Raw genomic sequence first — 21,398 nt, 5'->3', positions numbered from 1 at the left:
AACCATGTGGAAAGGCACAGACAGCCAGGAGGTTGGCTTAGAAGCAGCCACCCTTTAAAGAAAGCGTAATAGCTCACTGGTCGAGTCGGTCTGCGGGGAAGATTTAACGGGGCTAAGCAGTGAACCGAAGCTTGGGGTGCATACTTTGTATGCGCGGTAGAGGAGCGTTCCGTAAGCCGTTGAAGGTGGATTGAGAAGTCTGCTGGAGGTATCGGAAGTGCGAATGCTGACATGAGTAACGATAATGCGGGTGAAAAACCCGCACGCCGAAAGCCCAAGGTTTCCTTGCGCAACGTTAATCGGCGCAGGGTGAGTCGGCCCCTAAGGCGAGGACGAAAGTCGTAGTCGATGGGAAGCAGGTTAATATTCCTGCACCTCGCGTAAGTGCGATGGAGGGACGGAGAAGGTTAGGTGTACCAGGCGTTGGTTGTCCTGGGGAAAGGCGGTAGGTTTGGATCTTTGGCAAATCCGGGATCCTTCAAGACCGAGCACCGAGACGAGCCTTTAAGGCGAAGTCACTGATACCACGCTTCCAGGAAAAGCTCCTAAGCTTCAGCTTACGCAGACCGTACCGTAAACCGACACAGGTGGGTAGGATGAGAATTCTCAGGCGCTTGAGAGAACTCGGGTGAAGGAACTAGGCAACATGGCACCGTAACTTCGGGAGAAGGTGCACCCTTTTTGGTGGCTCGTGCGAGCTATAGCTGAAGAGGGTCGCAGTAACCAGGCCGCTGCGACTGTTTATCAAAAACACAGCACTCTGCAAACACGAAAGTGGACGTATAGGGTGTGACGCCTGCCCGGTGCTGGAAGGTTAATTGATGGGGTCAGCCGCAAGGCGAAGCTCTTGATCGAAGCCCCAGTAAACGGCGGCCGTAACTATAACGGTCCTAAGGTAGCGAAATTCCTTGTCGGGTAAGTTCCGACCTGCACGAATGGCGTAACGACAGCGGCGCTGTCTCCACCCGAGACTCAGTGAAATTGAAATCGCTGTGAAGATGCAGCGTTCCCGTGGCAAGACGGAAAGACCCCGTGAACCTTTACTATAGCTTTACACTGAACGTTGAGTTCGTCTGTGTAGGATAGGTGGGAGGCTATGAAACTGTGGCGCTAGCTGCAGCGGAGCCATCCTTGAAATACCACCCTGTCGTGCTTGACGTTCTAACCTGGGCCCATTATCTGGGTCGGGGACCGTGTATGGTGGGTAGTTTGACTGGGGCGGTCTCCTCCTAAAGAGTAACGGAGGAGCTCGAAGGTACGCTCAGCGCGGTCGGACATCGCGCACTGTGTGCAAAGGCATAAGCGTGCTTGACTGCAAGATCGACGGATCAAGCAGGTAGGAAACTAGGACTTAGTGATCCGGTGGTTCTGTATGGAAGGGCCATCGCTCAACGGATAAAAGGTACTCCGGGGATAACAGGCTGATACCGCCCAAGAGTTCATATCGACGGCGGTGTTTGGCACCTCGATGTCGGCTCATCACATCCTGGGGCTGTAGTCGGTCCCAAGGGTATGGCTGTTCGCCATTTAAAGTGGTACGCGAGCTGGGTTCAGAACGTCGTGAGACAGTTCGGTCCCTATCTGCCATGGGCGTTGGAGATTTGAGAGGGGCTGCTCCTAGTACGAGAGGACCGGAGTGGACGGTCGACTCTCTACCACCATCGCCAGGGTTTACACCCAAAACCCCGCTGCTTACGCAGCGGGGTTTTTCTTTGTGCGCGCGAAATGCGGGTAGTGCCGGCCGCTGGCCGGCAACCCGATGGCGATACATCGCCCGTTAGATCCAGGCCATACGCGGATATTCTCCGCGGGTAGCCACAGCGCCAACCAAGGTTGGCAGCTACTGGCAGCAAGGCCTACGCAACAAAAAGACGGCGCCCTGCGGGCGCCGTCTTGATCAGGATCGAACTGAAGGCCCGGATCAGGCGGCCTGCGAGACCTCGTGCGGTTCCTGCTGGCGGAACACCGAAACCGCTTCGGTCAGTGTGCCGGCCTGGCTCTGCAGCTCGCGTGCGGCGGCGGTGGCTTCTTCCACCAGCGCCGCATTCTGCTGCGTGGCCTGATCCATCTGCACCACGGTCTGGTTGATCTGCTCAATGCCGATCGACTGCTCCTGCGACGCCGCGGAAATCTCGCGCATCAGGTGGCTGACATCCTCCACGCCGCCGACGATTCCCTGCATGCGTTGGCCGGCGTCAGCTACCAGCTGGGCACCCTCACCCACCTGGCGGCCGGCTTCGTCGATCAGCTTCTTGATCTCCTGGGCCGCCGCCGCAGAGCGCTGCGCCAGTACCCGCACCTCGCTGGCCACGACCGCGAAGCCTCGGCCCTGTTCGCCGGCGCGTGCCGCCTCCACGGCTGCGTTCAAGGCCAGGATATTGGTCTGGAAGGCAATGCCGTCGATGACGCCGGTGATGTCGCCGATCCGCTTCGAGGCACCTTCGATGGCCTGCATGGTATTCACCACCCGCTGCATGGCCGTGTTGCCGTCACTGGCAGCGCTCTGCGTGGAAGCTGCCAACGCACTGGCCTCACGCGCATGGGCGGCGTTCTGGCGCACGGTGGCGGTGAGTTCCTCCATCGATGCTGCGGTCTCCTGCAGGTGCGCGGCCTGGCGCTCGCTGCGCTCGGACAACGCGCCGTTGCCGGCGGCAATCTCGCTGGCGGCGGTACTGATCGACGCCGCACATTCCTGGATGCGACCGACCATGCGTGCCAACTGACCGGCCGTGGCATTCGCATCGCGCTGGATGGCAGCGAAAGCGCCGTGATACTCGCCGTGCATGCGCCGGTCCAGATCGCCATTGGCCAGTGCCGAGAGCATCTGCCGCACTTCGTTGACGGTGCTGCCGAGCGTATCGAGCAGCTGGTTGATGCCACCGGTCAGCCCATCGAGGAAACTGGCACCTTCAGTGGCCTGCAGGCGCTGGTGGAGATCACCGGCCGCTGCCGCTGCGACGATGCCGGCCACGGCGTTTTCCAGCGCGAGTTCATGGGTGCGGTCATGCCATTCCACGGCGAAGCCCAGGCGCACGCCCTGCGCATCGAACACCGGGGTGACCACCTGCGCGAAGTGCACGGGGCCGATCTGCACCTTGCCGTTATGGGTGACCTGCAGGCCGTTGAGGATCGCGCGGATGCGATCCGGGTTGGCGTGGAAGCGGTGGATGCTGCTGCCGACCAGGCGCTCGGCATCGAAGTCGGGGAAGGCCTGGCGCAGTGTTGCCTGCTGGTTGCGCAGCAGGGCCACCACCGAGCGGTTCACGTAACGGATCACGTGGTCGTTGTCGGCAATCATCATCGCGGTGCGCGAGGCATCGAGCGCCTGGCGGATCTGCGCATTCTCGGCATGCGCGTCAGCCTCGCGCCCACGCTGCGCCTGCACGTGGCGGGCGGTATCGGCCAGCGCATGGGCCAGCGAACCGGGTGCATAGGCCGCGGTATCCGCATGTGCGCTCAGATCGGTGCCCGTCGCGATATCGCGCGCCAGTGCCGCCAGGCGGCGTGGGCCGTGGCCAAGTGCCTCGGTCTGCTGCTGCAGGCGCAGCGCGACCTGGCCGAGGAACACGGTCAGGCTGGCGAACAGGCCCGCCTGCAGCAACGTCGGTCCCACGGCTGCGCCGTGCAGCAGCGGTACCAGCAGGGCGAGGGTGCCAACACCACCGGCCAGCCATACCGGCAGGCGATCGCGGTGGCTGAGCAGCACGCCCAGCAACAGCGCAATCGGCAATGCCGGTGACAGGCTGACGATCGCGCACAACAAGGCCAGCTGCAGCGACAACAGCAATGCCAGGCCATTGCGGGCGACGGCCCGGCCCGCCTGTGGACCGGCCAGCCAGAGGGCGGGCAGTACGGCGGCCGCGGCCAACGCAGCGCCCGGTACGTGGGGCCCACGCAGGGCCAGCACGAGGCCAGCCACAGCCAACGCCGCGCTGCCGATCAGCAGTCGACGGTCAGCGCGGCGCGCGAGCTGCTGCAGATGCGGCATGCGGGCGGTATCGGGGGGGCGGGAGGATGCAACGGACATCGGCGACTCCTGGATCAGCAAACGACAACAGCCACGCCGCGGCGCACGCAGGAGTGCGTGAGCAGGGCGCGAGCCGGGAATTCGGGGAATGCGGCGCGATCAGCGACGCGGAGACGGGACACCGTGGCCACATCCTGTGGGTGACGGTGCAGCAGAGCGGGCATGCGGACTTCCTTGCAGGACCAGACACACGCCGCAGGCCCGACCGGACCTGCGTGCTGCGGACGCAGGGGCCCGCAACTGATGTATCGGCCGCAAACGCGCGGAGTGAAGCGCGCGGATACTTCTGCTCAGCCGGCGTTGCCGTTGCTGAAGAAGTGCAGGATCACGCCCGCGATCTGTTCCGGGTCTTCCATGTGCAGGTGATGGTTGCCGGCAAACACCGCCAGACGGCCATCGCGCAGGTGCTGCAGGCGATCGCTGCGCATCGGCTCGGGATAGTACGACTGCGCCGGTGTGGCGTAGATCACCTGCGTCGGGCAGGCGATGGCCTGCAGCAGGTTGTCGATCTGGCCTTCGCTGAGGCGGATCGCAGTGGGCAGCATCAGGCGCGGGTCGCTGCACCAGCGGTAACCACCTTCGACCGGCTCCACGCCGCGCTCGACCAGCAGCCGTGCACAGCGCTCGCTGAGCTGGTTGGTCATCATCCGCGCGCGGATCGGCGCGGCGAGGTCGGGGAACACGCGCAGCTGCTTGCGTGCCAGTGCGCGCGTGGCATTCACATGCTCGCGCAGGCGGTTGGCGGTTTCTTCCTCAGGACCACGCAGGCCGCCGAGTGCTTCGATCGCCACCAGCCGTTCGACACGGTCGCTGACCGAGGCGGTGAGGCTGGCGATGCCGGCGCCCATCGAATGGCCAAGCAGGCTGAAACGGTCCCAGCCCAGCGCGTCGGCGACGTCGAGTACGTGACAGATGGCGGCGGCCGTGGTGTAGCTGGCACCGGCCGGCAGATGCGCGCTGTGGCCGTGGCCGGGCAGGTCGATGGCCACCAGCTGCAACGACGACAGGTGCGGCGCCAGCGGCACGAAGCTGGCCGCGTTGTCGAGCCAGCCATGCAGGGCCAGCACGCGCGGGCCATCACCGTGGTTGCGCAGGCCGGCGACGCGCGCGCCACCGACCTCGAGTTCAAACGGCTGCAGGCTCATGCCAGTGACGCCACGGCCAGCCGTGCCAGCGCACGCGCGTGCTCCGGTTCGGCGTTGAGGCAGGGGATGTAGCGCATCGTCGCGCCGCGCTCGGCCAGTGTTTCGGTGAAGCCCAGTGCCACTTCTTCCAGCGTCTCCAGACAGTCGGTGGCGAAGCCCGGGCACACCACGTCGATCTGCTTCACGCCGGATTCGGCCAGCGCCCACAGGCTGGGCTCGGCATACGGCTGCAGCCAGCGCTCGCGGCCGAAGCGCGACTGATAGCCCATCTGCCAGTCGTCCCTGCCCAGCTCCAGCGCCTTGGCGATGGCCTGCGCACTGGCCTCGCAGCGCTGCGGATACGGATCGCCGGCATCGGCCAGGCGCTGCGGAATGCCGTGGAAGGAGAACATCAGTTTCTGGCCACGACCGTGCTGTTCCCAGTAGCGGCGGATCGAGCCGGCAACGGCGTCGACCCAGCCCGGATCGACCGAATAGTCGCGGACCAGGCTGACGGTCACGCCCGGGTTGCGGCGCTGCCAGGCATCGACGCGGTCTTCGACCGAGGCGGTGGTGGTGGTGGAGTACTGCGGGTACAGCGGCACCACCACGATGCGGCGCGCACCGTCGGCCGCCAGCCGGTCGAGTTCGCTGGCCAGCGCTGGTTCGCCATAGCGCATTGCATGGCGCACCGTCAGGGTCGGCAACAGCGCTTGCATGGCCTGCGCCAGCTGGCGCGTATGCACCATCAGCGGAGAGCCCTCCGGCAGCCAGACCTGGGCGTACTTGGCCGCTGAACGGCTGCTGCGCAGCGGCAGGATCAGTCCGCGCAGCAACGGCTGCCACAGCAGTGCCGGGATCGAGACCACGCGGGGGTCGGACAGGAATTCAGCCAGGTAACGGCGTACGGCGGGGGCCGTCGGCGTCTCGGGCGTGCCTAGGTTGACCGCCAGCACGGCGGTATCGGGTGCGTCGAGCATGAGCGGTATTGTCGCCGATCCGGTGCCGCGCCGGGATGCAGGGTTCGGATTGCAGGCATAGCGCGCATCAATGTGAGCAGGGAACGCTCATTGGGGATTCATGACAACACTACTAATTTCAGTCACTTGCTATATCTTCCTATGGACTGACTTCTGGAGCCTGCCATGCGTCGCCCGATCCAAGCCCTGCTGATCGCCGCCAGCCTGCTGTCCAGCCAGGCCATGGCCGGACCGCAGGAAGACCAGCGTGCCCGCAATGCCGTGCGCGTGCTGGCTGAAATCCAGGAAATCCCTGAACAGGGCATTCCGGATAAATTGCTCGACGAAGGCCGCGCGGTCATCGTCATTCCCGACACGATCAAGGCCGGTCTGGTCATTGGCGGTCGTCGTGGCCACGGCCTGATGTCCGTGCGCATGCCCAACGGTGCCTGGTCCAACCCGGTGTTCGTGAAGCTCACCGGCGGCAGCATCGGCTTCCAGGCCGGCGTGCAGTCCTCCGATGTGGTGCTGGTGTTCCGCAACGACCGTAGCCTGGACAACCTGGTCAACGGCAAGTTCACGCTGGGCGCCGATGCGGGTGTCGCCGCCGGCCCGGTCGGCCGCAATGCCGCCGCCGCCACCGACGGTCAGCTGAAGGCCGAAATCTGGTCCTGGTCGCGCGCCCGCGGCCTGTTCGCCGGTGTCGCCCTGGATGGTGCGGTGCTGCAGATCGACGATGCCGCCAACCTGGACGCCTACGGCAGCAACACCACGCCGCGCATGATCTTCGAAGGCCGCGCCGCCGGTTCGCCGTCGATGGATGTGGTCACGTTCCGCGACCGCCTGGAAGAGGCCACCTACGCCGCGCGCAACAACCGCAACGGCAACGGTGGCAACGCGCCGCGTCCGGCAGCGGCCCCGACGGTTGCTCCGGCGCCTGTTCAGGCAGCGCCGGCCGCCCCGGCCGAAGCCACTACCGCACCGCTGCAGAACGTGCCGCAGAACCCGCCGCCGCAGCAGCAGGGCTTCCAGCCGGTCAACGACGGCGAAATCCGCACGGAAACGCTGGGCGGAAACTGACTTTCGTCACGCGCGCCGCCTAACACCCGGTGCGCTATGCTCGACAGCCTGATCACTAACGTAACGAGCGTCTTTATGGGCAGTTTCAGCATCTGGCATTGGTTGGTCGTGCTGGCCATCGTCCTGCTGGTGTTCGGCACCAAGCGCCTGACCAGTGGCGCCAAGGATCTCGGTTCGGCGGTCAAGGAATTCAAGAAGGGCATGCGCGACGAGGACAAGCCGAACGCGCAGCTGGGCGATGAATCGCGCAGCCAGGACGCCTCGCGCGCCGCGCAGGACGAGCACGACCGTAACGCTCGCTGATCCGGAGCGGTCGCGGTGTTTGATATCGGCTTCAGCGAGCTGCTGGTGATTGCAGTGGTCGCCCTGGTGGTGCTCGGTCCCGAGCGCCTGCCCAAGGCGGCCCGCTTCGCCGGCCTGTGGGTGCGACGTGCCCGTAATCAGTGGGATTCGGTGAAACAGGAACTGGAGCGCGAACTGCAGGCCGAGGACATCAAGCGGCAGATGCAGGACGTGCGCCAGGGCATGCAGGACACCGAGAACCAGCTGCGCGCCAGCGGTGAAGCGATCCGTCGCGAAGCGCAGGAGGCCCAGCAGCAGGGCGATACGTTGGCGCAGGAAGTACGCGCGCCGGCGCCCGCAGATCTTCCGCCGCACATGAGCGCCGTGCCCGACACCGATGCGCCGGCACAGGAGAGCGTTGCTCCCGAGCCGACGCCGGCGACACCCCCTGAAGCCGGTGCGCCGCCGCCGCAGAGCAGCCCGGAGCGCCAGCCATGAGTGAACAGGATTTCGGCGAAAGCTCGCTGGTCGAACATCTGGTGGAACTGCGCGGCCGCCTGGTGCGCGCATTGCTGGGCCTGGGCGTGGTGCTGCTGGCGCTGCTGCCGTTCACCCAGAAGCTGTACAACGCGCTGGCCGAACCGCTGGTCTCGCAGCTGCCGAACGGGCAGACGATGATCGCCACCAACCCGGCCGGTGCGTTCTTCGCCCCGCTGAAGCTGACTTTCTTCGTGGCCCTGTTCGTGGCGGTGCCGTGGCTGCTGTACCAGCTGTGGGCCTTCGTCGCGCCCGGCCTGTATGCGCGCGAGAAGCGCCTGGCGGTGCCGTTGCTGGTGTCGTCGGTGCTGCTGTTCTACGCCGGCTGTGCCTTCGCCTACTTCCTGGTGCTGCCGGCGGTATTCCACTTCCTCACCACCTTCAGCCCGGACGTGATCGCGATCACCCCGGATGCGAACGCCTACCTGGACTTCGTGCTGGCGATCTTCTTTGCCTTCGGCGGCAGTTTCGAACTGCCGGTGGCGATGGTGATCCTGGTGCTGTTGGGCTGGGTGACGCCGCAGCAGTTCAAGGAAGGCCGCGGTTACGCGATCGTCGGCATCTTCGTGGTGGCGGCGGTGCTGACCCCGCCGGACGTGGTCTCGCAGCTGATGCTGGCGATTCCCATGTGCCTGCTCTACGAACTGGGCATCCACGCCGCACGCTGGCTGGTGCCGTCGTCGGTAGTGAAGAAACCCGCCGCCTGAAAGAAAAAAAGGGGACGGAGGGGATTAAGTCGTTAGCTGCACACACTGGGCATAAACGACTTAATCCCCTCCGTCCCCTTTTTCCGTCAGGCGTGGAACACGTCGCTTGAGGTCGGCGTGGTCGGGATCGGTGGGGCCGCGCGGCTGCCGCGATGCACGAACATCTGCTTCCACGCGGCGTAGACCGCGCCGACATACAGCGGCATCAGCACCGTGGTCAGCACCAGCTGGGCGATGAAGGCCGCAGCCAGCGGGCCACCGATCAGCATCGCGATCTGGATCACGATCACGAACAGGATGTACATGCAGAACGCGGCGATCAGGCCGAGTACGGCGAACACGAACATCGCGCCGATGTTCTCGATGCAGCCCTGCAGGCTCAGGCGCAGCGCATGCATGCCGCTCTGCTTGTCGAACACCACCAGGGCCGGCTGGGTGAACATCGCCAGCGACAGCGCCACCGCGCTCAGGAACACCAGCAGCATCCACAGCGCGATGCGCTTGGCCGGCAGGTTGGCGACCAGCGCGGCCGCGTCGTCTGGCTTGATCTGCTGGCCACTGCGGCTGATCTCTTCCATCTTGGTCATGACCTCGCTGAAGGCGGTGAAGCCCTCGCGGCCGATCATCATGAACAACAGCGCGCCCAGCAGCAGGACCGCCAGCACCTGGATCGCCAGCGGCACCAGCAGGTGGCTGACGCGGTGGTCGCGGATCGGCTGCAGCAGGTGCGAGGCCAGGCCCGGGCGGCCTTCGTCGATCTCGCCCACGGCGTACAGCATGCCGCCGAACATGATCGGCGAGATGGCCAGGGTCATCAGCTGCACGGCCATGCCGGCGGCGCCGGGAATCAAGGTCGACAGCAGGGTCACCACCCAGCTCACCAGCAGCCAGGCCAGGCCGATCCGGGCCAGCTGCAGCGGCGCACGCCGGTACAGGGAGAACGTATCCAGCAACCACTGGGCGCCCGCCGAAGCCGGCAGCTTGCGAATCTCTTTCATGGACATCCGGGAAGGACAGGAGGGGGCCGGGCGGCTGCCCGTGCCGCCGATTATCCCTGTTTTGCCACCGGCTGGGCTGAAGACAGCCGTGCCTGGCGGACGAAGCGGCGCAACAGCTGGCGGGCCAGCGGCGCGGCACTGACCGCGCGCTCGATGCTGCGGGCGCAGCCGCCGTGGCGGCCGATGCAGTCGGCGCGGGCACGCACGTAGCCACGCATGTGGTGGGTGGCGAACTCCGGATGGAACTGCACGCCCCAGGCCTGGCGGCCCCAGCGGAAGGCATGGCAGCCATCCAGCGGCGACCGGGCCAGCACCTCGGCGCCGTCGGGCGCGCGCAGCACGGTCTGCAGATGGGTGGCATGGGCGGCAAAGTGCTGCGGCAGGCCCTGGAACAGCGGGTCCTGCGCGGCCTGCGGCTGCAGTTCCAGTTCGATCGTGCCGGACTCGCGGCCGGCCGGGTTGTAGGCCACCTCGCCACCCAGCGCATGTGCCAGCAGCTGATGGCCGTAGCAGATGCCGAATACCGGCAGGTCGTCGTGGGCGGTCTGGCGCAGCCACGCGGCGCTGCGCTCGCTCCAGTCGGCATGGTCGGTGACGAAGGCGGCCGAGCCGGTCACCAGCACGCCGGCGAAGGCATGAGGGTCGGGCAGGGCGCCACCGTGCTCGACATCGACCACCACCGTCTCGTGTTCTTCCAGCCCGGCGGCGACGCGGATCCAGTGCGGAAAGCGCCCGTAGCGGCGCAATGACGGCACCGGTCGGCCGGTTTCAAGGATCAGGAACGGGGCTGGGTTCATCCGGGGGCGGCAGTACTGACAGGACTTCCTCGATTGTAGTCAGCCCCTGCGCCACCTTTTCAAGCCCGGCCTGACGCAGGGTTCGCAGGCCTTCAGCCCGCGCAGCCCGACTGAAACCGGCCAGATCCATGTCGGCGCGGATCTGCCCGCGCAGCCGCGAACCCAATGGCAGCAACTCATACAGGCCGATGCGGCCGAGGAATCCGGTGCGCCGGCACTCCAGGCAACCGACCGGCCGACAGGGCGTGGCGGCATCTGGATATGCGGCATGGCTATCAGCCAGCACCGCCCAGTCGGCGGCGCCGAGGCTGTGCGGCTGCTTGCAGTGCGGGCACAGCGTGCGCACCAGGCGCTGGGCGAGGATGCCGTTGAGGGTGCTGGCCAGCAGGTAGTGCGGCACGCCCAGGTCGAGCAGGCGGGTGACCGCCGAGGGCGCGTCATTGGTATGCAGGGTGGACAGCACCAGATGGCCGGTCAGCGAGGCCTGCACCGCCATCTGCGCGGTTTCCAGGTCGCGGATCTCGCCGATCATGATGATGTCCGGGTCCTGCCGCAGCAGCGTGCGCACGCCGCTGGCGAAATCCAGGTCGATGTTGGTCTGCACCTGCATCTGGTTGAACTCGGGCGCGATCATCTCGATCGGGTCCTCCACCGTGCACACGTTCAGGTCCGGCGTGGCCAGCCGCTTCAGCGTGGAATACAGGGTGGTGGTCTTGCCCGAGCCGGTCGGGCCGGTGACCAGCACGATGCCGTGCGGGCGTTCGACCAGTGCATTCCAGCCCGCCGCCTCCTGCGGGCTGAAACCGAGCTGGTCGATGCTCTTGAAGGCGGCATCCGGGTCGAAGATGCGCATCACGCACTTCTCGCCGAAGGCGGTGGGCATGGTCGACAGGCGCATCTCGACCTCGCGGCCGCCCGGCGAACGGGTCTTGATGCGGCCATCCTGCGGGCGCCGGCGTTCGGCCAGGTCCATGCGGCCGAGCACCTTGATGCGGCTGACCACCGCGGTCATCACCGCCGGCGGCACCTCGAACACCTTGTGCAGCACGCCGTCGATGCGGAAGCGCATGCGTCCCATCTCGCGGCGCGGCTCCAGGTGGATGTCCGACGCGCGCTGCTCGTAGGCGTACTGCAGCAGCCAGTCGACGATATGCACGATGTGCTGGTCGTCGGCATTGACGTCGCCGGTGCGGCCCAGCTCCACCAGTTGCTCGAAGCTGGGCAGGGTGGTGTTGGCTTCGCCACGCACGTCGCCACGGGCGCCGCGCACCGAACGGGTCACCCCGTAGAACTCCATGGTGTAGCGGTGCAGGTCCAGCGGGTTGACCACCGCCAGCTCGATGCGGCGGCGGGTCAGGTGCTGCAGGTCGCGACGCCATTCCTGCACCAGCGGCTCGCTGGTGGCCACCAGCACGCGCTCGGCATCCACCGCCAACGGCAGGAAACGGTGGCGGCGCGCGTAGGCATGGGAGACCAGCGCGGTGACCGCGGCGACGTCGACCCGGGTCGGGTCGATGCGCAGGTAGCGGCTGCCGGTGCGCTGCGCCAGCCACTCGGTGAGGCGCTCCAGGGTCAGTTCGCCACCGCCGTTGGCGGCCAGCTTGAGGTTGGACAGCAGCACCAGCGGGTGCACTTCACTGGCGTTGCGTGCGCCTTGCGCGGAAAAGCGCATGCGCTCGCGGTCCTGCTCGGCCACCAGGCCATCGGCGATCAGGGCCGCGGCAATCTGCTCGAACTGCAGGCGACCCCACGGCAGCGGTACGCCGCCAGCCTCGCCGGGCGTGCCCACCGGCAGCCGATGTTCCATCTGCCTGCTCCTCCCGGGTACGGAATGCCCCGCAGGTCGGCCGTTATACTAACGCACCCCCCTTGCCGGCCAAGACTCGTACGCATGTCCGCGACCCCGACCGTTCCGATCACCTTCCAGGGCCTGATCCAGACCCTGAACCAGTTCTGGGCCCAGCAGGGCTGCGTGCTCATCCAGCCGCTCGACCTGGAGGTGGGCGCCGGTACCTTCCACCCGGCCACCTTCCTGCGTGCGATCGGTCCGGAGAGCTGGAACGCGGCCTACGTGCAGCCCTCGCGCCGCCCGACCGACGGCCGCTACGGCGAGAACCCGAACCGCCTGCAGCGCTACTACCAGTACCAGGTGGCGATGAAGCCGGCGCCGGACAACATCCAGCAGCTGTACCTGGATTCGCTGAAGGCGCTGGGCATCGATCCGCTGGTGCACGACCTGCGTTTCGTCGAGGACAACTGGGAATCGCCGACGCTGGGCGCCTGGGGCCTGGGCTGGGAAGTCTGGCTCAACGGCATGGAGGTGACCCAGTTCACCTACTTCCAGCAGGCCGGTGGCCTGGAGTGCCGCCCGGTGCTGGGCGAGATCACCTACGGTCTCGAGCGCCTGTGCATGTACCTGCAGAACTGCGACAACGTCTACGACCTGGTCTGGACCTACGGCCCGGACGGCCAGCCGGTGACCTACGGCGACGTCTACCACCAGAACGAGGTGGAGCAGAGCACCTACAACTTCGAATACGCCGACGTGGAAGAGATGTTCCACCGTTTCGACGCCTGCGAACGCGAAGCGCAGAAGCTGGTGGAAGTGAACCTGCCGCTGCCGGCCTACGAGCAGGTGATGAAGGCCAGCCACACCTTCAACCTGCTGGATGCGCGCCGCGCGATCAGCGTGACCGAGCGCCAGCGCTACATCCTGCGCGTGCGCGCGCTGGCCCAGGCGGTGGCCAAGGCGTACTACGAGCAGCGCGAGAAGCTGGGCTTCCCGGGCGCGAAGAAGGCCTGACGGCCGCTCCCCCCCTTACTCCGGGGCGCCGGACGCGTCGCGCGCTGCGCCCCCACCACAGGATTGAAACGATGAGCCAACTGTCCCCCCTGCTGATCGAACTGGGCACCGAGGAGCTGCCGGTCAAGGCGCTGCCGGGCCTCGCCCAGGCGTTCTTCGATGGCGTTGTCGACGGCCTGCGCAAGCGCGGCGTCGCGCTGGAACTGGGCGATGCGCGCCCGCTGTCGACTCCGCGCCGCCTGGCCGTGCTGCTGCCGGGCGTCGGCCTGGAACAGCCGGAACAGCACAGCGAAGTGCTGGGCCCGTACCTGAACATCGCGCTGGATGCCGAAGGCCAGCCGACCAAGGCCCTGCAGGGCTTCGCCGCCAAGGCCGGGATCGACTGGACCGCGCTGGAAAAGACCACCGACAACAAGGGTGAGCGCTTCGTGCACCGCGCGGTGACCCCGGGCGCGAGCACCGCCAGCCTGCTGCCGGAGATCCTGCGCGAGGCGATCGCGGCGATGCCGATTCCCAAGCCGATGCGCTGGGGCGACCACGCCTGGGGCTTCGCGCGCCCGGCGCACTGGCTGGTGCTGCTGCACGGCGCCAACGTGGTCGAGGCCGAACTGTTCGGCCTGCAGGCCGGCCGCGTCAGCCGTGGCCATCGCTTCCACCATGACCAGGCGGTGTCGCTGGCGCAGCCGCAGGACTACGTTGAAGCGCTGCGCGCCGCGTTCGTGCTGGTCGACCCGAGCGAGCGCCGCGCGCGCATCGTCGCCGAGGTCGAGGCCGCTGCGGCCAAGGCCGGTGGCAGCGCCCGCATCACCGACGACAACCTGGAGCAGGTGGTGAACCTGGTCGAATGGCCGTCGGCGGTGCTGTGCAGCTTCGAGCCCGCGTTCCTGGCGGTGCCGCAGGAAGCGCTGATCGAGACGATGGAGATCAACCAGAAGTTCTTCCCGGTGCTGGATGCCGCAGGCACGCTGACCGAGAAGTTCATCGGCATCGCCAACATCGAATCGAAGAACGTGGCCGAAGTGGCCAAGGGCTACGAGCGGGTGATCCGTCCGCGTTTCGCCGATGCCAAGTTCTTCTTCGACGAGGACCTGAAGCAGGGCCTGGTGTCGATGGGTGAGGGGCTGAAGACGGTGACCTACCAGGCCAAGCTGGGCAGCGTGGCCGACAAGGTGGCGCGCGTGGCTGCATTGGCCGAAGTGATCGCACCCCAGGTTGGCGCCGATGCCGCGCAGGCCAAGCGGGCTGCCGAACTGGCCAAGAACGACCTGCAGTCGCGCATGGTCAACGAGTTCCCGGAGCTGCAGGGCATCGCCGGCCGCCACTACGCCGTGGCCGGTGGCGAATCGGCCGAGGTGGCGCTGGCCATCGACGAGGCCTACCAGCCGCGCTTCGGTGGTGATGACATCGCGCTGTCGCCGCTGGGCAAGGTGCTGGCCATCGCCGAGCGCGTCGACACGCTGGCCGGTGGCTTCGCCGCAGGCCTGAAGCCGACCGGCAACAAGGACCCGTTCGCGCTGCGCCGCAACGCGCTGGGCCTGGCCCGCACGATCATCGAAAGCGGCTTCGAGCTGGACCTGCGCGCGCTGCTGGCCAGCGCCAACGCCGGCCTGGCCGCACGCAACGTGCAGGCCGATGTCGGCGAGCTGTACGACTTCATCCTCGACCGCCTGAAGGGCTACTACGCCGACAAGGGCGTGCCGGCCACGCACTTCAACGCCGTCGCCGAGCTGAAGCCGGCCTCGCTGTACGACTTCGACCGCCGCCTGGATGCGATCGGCACCTTCGCCGCGCTGCCGGAAGCCGAGGCGCTGGCTGCGGCCAACAAGCGCATCCGCAACATCCTCCGCAAGGCCGAAGGCGACATCCCGGCCCAGATCGACCCGGCGCTGCTGCAGGAAGACGCCGAGCGCGCGCTGGCTGAAGCGGTCACCGCGGCCATCGACGACACCGGCGCCAGCCTGCAGCACAAGGACTATGTGGCTGTGCTGGCACGCCTGGCGCGCCTGCGCCCGCAGGTCGACGCGTTCTTCGATGGCGTGATGGTCAATGCGGAAGATCCGGCGCTGCGTGGCAACCGCCTGGCGCTGCTGACGATGCTGGGCGAGCGCCTGGGCAAGGTGGCAGCGATCGAGCATCTGTCGAGCTGACGCCCGTATCGGTAGTGCCGGCCGCTGGCCGGCGTTGCCACCGCGCATCGGATCGATCTGTGGGTTGCCGGCCAGCGGCCGGCACTACCGGATCATCGCCGGCGGATGTCCATCGGGGTCATTGCCGGCATCGCGCACGATGCCGGCATCCTCGGCTGCGATCACGACGATCGCCACAAAGGCGCGTATTTTGACCGCCACTTAACAACCGATCCCCAATGACGTGATGCATTTCGCATCGTCACCTTCGGTCGGTATGCTGTGCCGCATGCAGCCAAAGAAATACGCCCTGCCGCTGATGGTCCTGTCGCTGGCCGCCACCTCCGTGGCCCACGCGCGCGGCACCATCGACAAGGTGGACATCAAGGGATTGGACAAGGGCGACGACGCCGCAATCATCGAGAACATCCAGGAATCGCTGTCGCTGTACGACACGATCGGCAAGGAACAGGGCGAATCGCGCCTGGAGTACCTGCTGTCACAGGCCGAGCGGCAGACCCGCCAGGCACTGGAACCGTTCGGGTACTACAACCCGGTGATCAAGGTCGAGGCGCCGCGCGAGGACGAGCACGTGCGCGTGCTGATCCATGTCGACAAGGGCACCCCGGTGACCGTCCGCCGCGAGCACATCGACATCACCGGGCCGGCGATGTACGACCAGTACCTGCAGGACGATCTGGCCGCGTTCAAGCCGCGCAAGGGCCAGCGTTTCGAACATACGCAGTACGAAGCCAGCAAGATCACCGTCACCCGCCGCCTGGCCGAACGTGGCTATTTCGATGCCGACTACACCCAGCGTCAGGTGCAGATCACCCGTGCCGACAACGCCGCCGACATCGACCTGACCTGGGACAGCGGCCGCCGCTACAACATGGGACCGGTGCGTTTCGAGCAGGACTACTTCGTCGACAAGCTGTTCGATCCGCTGGTGTACTGGGAACAGGGCAGCTACTTCCACGAGGGCAAGCTGGACCGGCTGCGCGAGTCGCTGACCAAGCTGGACTACTTCAGCGTGATCGACATCCAGCCGCGGCCCGACCAGGCCGATGCGAACGGCGAAGTGCCGGTGGATGTGAAGCTGACCCGTGCCAAGCGCACCATCTACACCGCGGGTCTGAGCTACGGCAGCGAAAGTGGCCCGGGTGTGCGCGGTGGCATCGAACGGCGGTGGCTGAACAACCGCGGCCACAAGATGAACACGCAGCTGGACTATGCGCAGAAGCGCAAGAGCCTGGTCACCAGCTACCGCATTCCGGCCTTCAACTGGCTTGATGGCTGGTACACCTTCGCTGCCAGCGCCTACGACGAGCAGACCGACTACATCGACCTGCGCAACTTCAAGCTGATCGCCAGCCGCAGCGGCGAGATCAACGAACACTGGACCGCGATCGCCTCGATCAACGCGCTGCGCGAGCGCTGGCGCTATGCCTCCGGCACCGAATTCACCGACGCGGTCTACAACACCTCGACGCTGGTGTACCCGCAGATGGTCGCCGACTACGTCAACGTCGATGACGAACTGTTCCCGCGCAAGGGCATCAGCGGTACTGCGACGATGCGTGCCGGCGTTGAGGGTGCCGGTTCGGACACCAGCTTCGTGCAGGCCAATGCCGTGCTGCGCTGGTACATCCCGGTGGGCGAAAGCAACCGCCTGATCCTGCGCGGCGAGGGTGGCACCACCTGGACCAGTGATCTGGTGGCGATGCCGCCCAGCCTGCGCTACTTCGCCGGTGGTGACCGCAGCATCCGCGGCTATGCCTATCGCGAGGTGGGCCCGCGGACCCCGGCACCGGACAAGTACGCGCTGGGCGCCAAGAACCTGGTGATCGGCTCGGCCGAGTACGAGCATTATTTCAATGGTGGCCCCTGGGGTGCGGCGGTGTTCGTCGATACCGGCAGCGCCTTCGACAACACCATCGATCTGCATACCGGCGTCGGCTTCGGCGTGCGCTGGAAATCGCCGGTGGGCCCGGTGCGCGTGGATATCGCGCATGGCTTGAACAACCCGGATTCGCAGTTCCAGCTGTACCTCAACATCGGAGCGGACCTGTGAGTACGCCCGCACCCACTCCGAACCCGACCACGCCGCCGCGCGTGCGCTTCTACCGCCGCCGCCGCTTCTGGGCCTGGTCCGGTGTGGGCGTGCTGGGCCTGGTGTTGCTGGCCCTGCTGGCGGTGTACTGGCTGCTGCAGACCGTGGCCGGCCGTGACGTGCTGCTGGCGCAGGTGGTGGCACGGCTGCCGGTGGGCGCCAGCTTCACCTGGGACAAGGTGGACGGCCCGGTGGCCGGTCCGCTGACCCTGTACAACGTCGACTTCCGCTACGACGACATCCATTTCCACGCCGAGCGCGCCCATCTGGAGCCGGACCTGCGCCCGCTGCTGGGCCGCAAGCTGCTGCTGGACAAGCTGGAGCTGACCAACGCGACGCTGAACCTGGCCAAGAGTGACGAGCCGTTCAAGCTGCCGTCGTGGCCCGATTCGCTGCCGCAGATCGAAATGCCGTTGGCGATCCAGGCCGATGCCATCGCCATCGACGGCTTCCGCATCAGCCAGGCCAACGAGCCGGTGATCGACATCAGTCGCGTGCGCGGCGGCATCGAGATCGCCAATGGCGAGTTCCAGGCACACAAACTGTTGGTGGACAGCGACATGGGCAATTTCACCGCCCAGGGTCGTTACATCCCGGCCAAGGACTACGACACCGATGTAACCGTCACCGCGGTGCTGCCGGCGCCGCGTGGCCGCACGGCCGCCACCGTCGGCCTGGTCGCCCGCGGTGACCTGTCGCACATGGAAGTGGCCGTAGCCGGGCGCGCGCCGAAGCCGCTGCACGCGATGCTGGTGTTCGATGGCCGCACCGATCCGAGCTGGAGCGCCAGCATCCGCAGTGACGAGCTGGATCTGGCGCTGCTGTCGCCGGCACTGGCCAGCTCGGCGATCGCGCCGCTGGCACTGGACTTCACCGCCGCCGGCAAGGGCGGCAACGCCAACCTGCGTGGCAAGGTGAAACAGGGCGATCAGGAACTGGAACTGGCACCGTCGGTGGTGTCGCTGCAGGACCAGGTGCTGAAAGTCTCACCGCTGCTGGTGAAGGGTCTTGGCGGTGAGGCGCGGCTGGAAGGCACCGCCGATTTCAGCCAGGAAGACCAGCAGAAGCTCAACTTCTCGGTGGTCGCACATGACCTGACCTACGTGCCAGCGGCGGACCCGAACACCGCCGGCAGCGCCCCGGTGCCGGTCACCTTGAAGGAAGCACGCTTCGGCCTGGCCGGTACCCTGAAGGCCTGGGCGGCGATCGGCCGCGCCGAGGTCGAGCGCGACGCGCAGAAGGCACAGCTGCACTTCGATGTGCGCGGCAACGATCAGGCCGCGTCGATCCACCAGCTGCAGGCGCAGACCCCGGGTGGCCAGCTGCAGGTGGAAGGCCAGGTGGCGTGGGCACCGCAGCTGGACTGGGATGCCAAGGCCACGCTGAAGGACTTCGACCCCGGCTATTTCGTGCCGGGATGGAATGGCCGCCTGTCCGGCAACCTGGCCTCCAAGGGCCGCCAGCTGCCGCCGCCGGCAAACGCACCGCCGGGTACCGCCGGCACGTTGGAAGCCACGGTCGATCTGCCGTCGTTGAAGGGCGTGCTGCGTCAGCGCAACCTGGACGCGCAGGGCAAGTTCGCGCTGCAGGGCGCGCAGGGCCAGGGTGACCTGAAGCTGTCGCTGGGCAGCAGCCGGGTGACCGCTTCGGGCAAGGTCGGTGACCGCCTCGACATCGATGCGCGTTTCGAACCGCTGCAGCTGAGTGACCTGCTGCCGGGCGCCGATGGCGGCCTGCGTGGCCAGGTACAGGTGAAGGGCCCGCGCGATGCGCCGGACATCACCGCCGACCTGGTCGGCAACAACCTCAACTGGGACGGCTACGGCGCCGAGAGCGTGAGCATCAAGGGCCACCTGCCGTGGCGTGGCGACAGCGGCACGCTGGCGATCCAGGGCCAGCAGGTCAATGCCGGCATGCTGCTGGAACGCTTGAATGTGGATGCGCAGGGCAGTGTCTCCAACCTGCGCCTGGCCGCGCAGACCCGCAACGAGATGGGCGCGATCGAGCTGCAGGGCAGCGTGCGCCAGCAGGGCGCGCAGTGGCGCGGCGAGCTGGCCGCGCTGCGCATCGCACCGGTGAAGGGCGATGCCTGGTCGCTGCGTGCACCGGCGGCGTTCGCGATCAACGGCAGCACCTACACGCTGGGCGAAGCCTGCCTGGCCGCCGCCAGCAGCGGCACACTGTGCGCACAGGCCAACTGGCCGCGCGAAGGCCTGGTGGTGCGCAGTGATGCGCTGCCACTGGCGCTGGTGCAGCCGTGGTTGCCGCCGCAGTCCGGCCGTCGCATCTACCTGCGTGGCGATGTCAGCCTGGATGCGCAGATCCGCCCGCGCGGCAACGCCTGGGAAGGCCATGTGGAAGTGCGCTCGAAGGAAGGCGGCGTGCGCCTGGGTGAGAACCGCAATGCTGTTGGGGACACCACCCGTGGCGAGCTGGTGCGCTACGACCAGTTCTCGCTCAAGCTCGACATGACCCCGGCCAGCATCAAGGGCTACCTGGGCATGGGCTTCCAGGGCAACGGCTTCGTCGACGCCAGGATGCAGACCGGCTGGGAAGCCAGCGCACCGCTGAACGGCGAGCTCTACCTCAACATGTCGCGGCTGTACTGGCTGGAGCTGTTCTCGCCGGACATCGTGCGACCGACCGGCCTGATCGAAGGCCACGTCAGCCTGCGCGGTACGCGTGGCCAGCCGTCGCTGGGCGGTGACGCGCAGCTGAGCAACTTCAAGGGTGAATTCCCGGCGTTGGGCCTGACCTTCGACCAGGGCAAGGGCAGCTTCGTGGCCCAGCCCGATGGTTCGGCCAAGATCACCGCGCAGGCCAACTCCGGCCAGGGCGCGCTGTACGTGGATGGTGGCCTGTCGTGGTTCGGCGATGCACAGCCGCTGCAGTTGAAGATCCACGGCGACAACGTGCTGCTGTCCAACACCAGCGAGCTGCGCATCGTCGCCAATCCCAACCTCGACTTCACCCTGGCCAAGGCCGCGATGGAGCTGCGTGGCACCGTGCACGTGCCCGAGGCCGACATCGATCTGGAGCGCCTGGACCGCGGCACCTCGGTGTCCGAAGACGTGGTGGTGCTCGACCCGGCCGATCCGGAAGAGTCGCGTACCTCGCCGCTGGATATGGAGCTGACCGTCAGCCTCGGTGACAAGGTGAAGATGACCGGCTTCGGCCTGAAGGGCGCGCTGACCGGCAAGATGCAGGTCTGGGCCAAGCCTGGCCGCGAGATGACCGCCAATGGTGGGCTGGAAGTGAGTGGCCGCTACAAGGCGTACGGGCAGGACCTGACCATCACCCGCGGCAACCTCACCTGGAACTACAACGCGGTGTCCGACCCGCGCATCAACATCCGTGCCGAGCGCCGGATCGGTGATGTCACTGCTGGTATCGACGTGACCGGGCGTGCGCAGCAGCCGCGTGCGGACGTGTGGTCTGACCCGGCGATGTCGCAGTCCGAAGCCCTGGCTTATCTGGTGCTGGGACGCAGCCTGACCGGCGCCAGCAGCGACCAGACGCAGCAGGTCAATGCGGCCTCGGCGGCATTGTCGGCCGGCAGCGGCCTGCTGGCCTCGCAGCTGGGTGCCAAGCTGGGCCTGGACGATGCCGGCGTGAGCCAGTCGCGCGCGCTGGGTGGCTCGGTGATCGGCGTCGGCAAGTACATCTCGCCCAAGCTGTACGTCGGTTACGGCGTGTCGCTGGTCGGTGCCGGTTCGGTGATCACGCTGAAGTACCTGCTGCGTCGCGGCTTCGACGTGGAAGTGGAATCGAGCACGGTGGAAAACCGCGGTTCGATCAACTGGCGACGGGAGAAGTAACGATGCGGTAGTGCCGGCCGCTGGCCG

Annotated in this window: 14 protein-coding genes and 1 rRNA gene (1 of these 15 only partly in view); 9 read left to right on the top strand and 6 right to left on the bottom strand. The window is 66.7% G+C overall.

All coding sequences use genetic code 11. The features are described 5' to 3' along the window. Positions 1 to 1,714, top strand: a 23S ribosomal RNA gene (locus ACZK3J_RS22300); it begins 1,010 nt to the left of the window's first position. 207 nt (positions 1,715 to 1,921) lie between these two features. Here ACZK3J_RS22300 and ACZK3J_RS22295 read toward each other — a convergent pair. The 3 genes from ACZK3J_RS22295 to hemH all read right to left on the bottom strand — a co-directional run bounded on the left by ACZK3J_RS22295 (position 1,922) and on the right by hemH (position 6,131). Then, positions 1,922 to 4,027 (bottom strand): methyl-accepting chemotaxis protein, encoded by a 2,106-nt coding sequence (locus ACZK3J_RS22295; RefSeq protein WP_478476257.1) that lies wholly within the window; start codon positions 4,025 to 4,027, stop codon positions 1,922 to 1,924. 290 nt (positions 4,028 to 4,317) lie between these two features. Then, positions 4,318 to 5,172 carry an alpha/beta fold hydrolase gene (locus ACZK3J_RS22290; protein WP_049424296.1) on the bottom strand — a complete coding sequence of 285 codons (855 nt, stop codon included), beginning with the start codon at positions 5,170 to 5,172 and terminating at the stop codon, positions 4,318 to 4,320. After that, entirely contained in the window at positions 5,169 to 6,131 is a 963-nt protein-coding gene (hemH, locus tag ACZK3J_RS22285; protein ID WP_197616889.1) for a ferrochelatase, read from the bottom strand. The genes ACZK3J_RS22290 and hemH overlap by 4 nt, the downstream gene beginning before the upstream one ends. A gap of 165 nt (positions 6,132 to 6,296) precedes the next feature. Between hemH and ACZK3J_RS22280 the strand changes: the two genes are divergently transcribed. The 4 genes from ACZK3J_RS22280 to tatC all read left to right on the top strand — a co-directional run bounded on the left by ACZK3J_RS22280 (position 6,297) and on the right by tatC (position 8,716). Beyond that, positions 6,297 to 7,190 (top strand): lipid-binding SYLF domain-containing protein, encoded by an 894-nt coding sequence (locus ACZK3J_RS22280; RefSeq protein WP_049399149.1) that lies wholly within the window; start codon positions 6,297 to 6,299, stop codon positions 7,188 to 7,190. A gap of 75 nt (positions 7,191 to 7,265) precedes the next feature. After that, complete coding sequence (tatA, locus tag ACZK3J_RS22275) at positions 7,266 to 7,493, top strand: Sec-independent protein translocase subunit TatA (RefSeq protein ID WP_032128453.1); 228 nt, start codon at positions 7,266 to 7,268, stop codon at positions 7,491 to 7,493. A 15-nt stretch (positions 7,494 to 7,508) separates the two neighbouring features. Beyond that, the gene (gene tatB, locus ACZK3J_RS22270) at positions 7,509 to 7,970 is read left to right on the top strand and encodes a Sec-independent protein translocase protein TatB (RefSeq protein ID WP_121504097.1); all 462 of its coding nucleotides are present in this window, start codon (positions 7,509 to 7,511) and stop codon (positions 7,968 to 7,970) included. Continuing rightward, positions 7,967 to 8,716 (top strand): twin-arginine translocase subunit TatC, encoded by a 750-nt coding sequence (gene tatC, locus ACZK3J_RS22265; protein WP_032128455.1) that lies wholly within the window; start codon positions 7,967 to 7,969, stop codon positions 8,714 to 8,716. The genes tatB and tatC overlap by 4 nt, the downstream gene beginning before the upstream one ends. 86 nt (positions 8,717 to 8,802) lie before the next feature. On the opposite strand, the gene ACZK3J_RS22260 is transcribed toward tatC, so the two are convergent. The 3 genes from ACZK3J_RS22260 to ACZK3J_RS22250 are packed head-to-tail and all read right to left on the bottom strand — an operon-like array spanning position 8,803 to position 12,318. Next, positions 8,803 to 9,714 carry a BPSS1780 family membrane protein gene (locus ACZK3J_RS22260; RefSeq protein ID WP_478476256.1) on the bottom strand — a complete coding sequence of 304 codons (912 nt, stop codon included), beginning with the start codon at positions 9,712 to 9,714 and terminating at the stop codon, positions 8,803 to 8,805. A gap of 50 nt (positions 9,715 to 9,764) precedes the next feature. Next, entirely contained in the window at positions 9,765 to 10,511 is a 747-nt protein-coding gene (locus tag ACZK3J_RS22255; RefSeq protein ID WP_012481650.1) for a glutamine amidotransferase, read from the bottom strand. Then, entirely contained in the window at positions 10,483 to 12,318 is a 1,836-nt protein-coding gene (locus ACZK3J_RS22250; protein ID WP_478476255.1) for a GspE/PulE family protein, read from the bottom strand. The genes ACZK3J_RS22255 and ACZK3J_RS22250 overlap by 29 nt, the downstream gene beginning before the upstream one ends. 84 nt (positions 12,319 to 12,402) lie before the next feature. Here ACZK3J_RS22250 and glyQ point away from each other — a divergent pair, with 84 nt between their 5' ends. The 4 genes from glyQ (at position 12,403) to ACZK3J_RS22230 (ending at position 21,371) form a co-directional block, all read left to right on the top strand. After that, positions 12,403 to 13,314: a glycine--tRNA ligase subunit alpha gene (gene glyQ, locus ACZK3J_RS22245; protein WP_006403404.1), complete on the top strand. Its 912-nt coding sequence runs from the start codon at positions 12,403 to 12,405 to the stop codon at positions 13,312 to 13,314. A 71-nt stretch (positions 13,315 to 13,385) separates the two neighbouring features. After that, entirely contained in the window at positions 13,386 to 15,461 is a 2,076-nt protein-coding gene (glyS, locus tag ACZK3J_RS22240; RefSeq protein ID WP_277778808.1) for a glycine--tRNA ligase subunit beta, read from the top strand. 256 nt (positions 15,462 to 15,717) lie between these two features. Next, positions 15,718 to 17,514, top strand: coding sequence for an autotransporter assembly complex protein TamA (locus ACZK3J_RS22235; protein WP_080291770.1), 1,797 nt, complete (start codon positions 15,718 to 15,720; stop codon positions 17,512 to 17,514). After that, positions 17,511 to 21,371, top strand: coding sequence for a translocation/assembly module TamB domain-containing protein (locus tag ACZK3J_RS22230; RefSeq protein WP_478476254.1), 3,861 nt, complete (start codon positions 17,511 to 17,513; stop codon positions 21,369 to 21,371). The genes ACZK3J_RS22235 and ACZK3J_RS22230 overlap by 4 nt, the downstream gene beginning before the upstream one ends. Positions 21,372 to 21,398: the final 27 nt, after the last annotated feature.

It is taken from the genome of Stenotrophomonas sp. 86428_Sma (assembly GCF_056481585.1).
The sequence above is the reverse complement of the archived record's forward strand: the minus strand, read 5'-3'. Positions and strand labels throughout refer to the sequence as shown.

Bases quoted from the DNA above. Each gene is read 5' to 3' on its own strand.
- ACZK3J_RS22295 (WP_478476257.1), bottom strand. From the start codon at position 4,027: ATGTCCGTTGCATCCTCCCGCCCCCCCGATACCGCCCGCATGCCGCAT.
- ACZK3J_RS22290 (WP_049424296.1), bottom strand. From the start codon at position 5,172: ATGAGCCTGCAGCCGTTTGAACTCGAGGTCGGTGGCGCGCGCGTCGCC.
- hemH (WP_197616889.1), bottom strand. From the start codon at position 6,131: ATGCTCGACGCACCCGATACCGCCGTGCTGGCGGTCAACCTAGGCACG.
- ACZK3J_RS22280 (WP_049399149.1), top strand. From the start codon at position 6,297: ATGCGTCGCCCGATCCAAGCCCTGCTGATCGCCGCCAGCCTGCTGTCC.
- tatA (WP_032128453.1), top strand. From the start codon at position 7,266: ATGGGCAGTTTCAGCATCTGGCATTGGTTGGTCGTGCTGGCCATCGTC.
- tatC (WP_032128455.1), top strand. From the start codon at position 7,967: ATGAGTGAACAGGATTTCGGCGAAAGCTCGCTGGTCGAACATCTGGTG.
- ACZK3J_RS22260 (WP_478476256.1), bottom strand. From the start codon at position 9,714: ATGAAAGAGATTCGCAAGCTGCCGGCTTCGGCGGGCGCCCAGTGGTTG.
- ACZK3J_RS22255 (WP_012481650.1), bottom strand. From the start codon at position 10,511: ATGAACCCAGCCCCGTTCCTGATCCTTGAAACCGGCCGACCGGTGCCG.
- ACZK3J_RS22250 (WP_478476255.1), bottom strand. From the start codon at position 12,318: ATGGAACATCGGCTGCCGGTGGGCACGCCCGGCGAGGCTGGCGGCGTA.
- glyQ (WP_006403404.1), top strand. From the start codon at position 12,403: ATGTCCGCGACCCCGACCGTTCCGATCACCTTCCAGGGCCTGATCCAG.
- glyS (WP_277778808.1), top strand. From the start codon at position 13,386: ATGAGCCAACTGTCCCCCCTGCTGATCGAACTGGGCACCGAGGAGCTG.
- ACZK3J_RS22235 (WP_080291770.1), top strand. From the start codon at position 15,718: ATGCTGTGCCGCATGCAGCCAAAGAAATACGCCCTGCCGCTGATGGTC.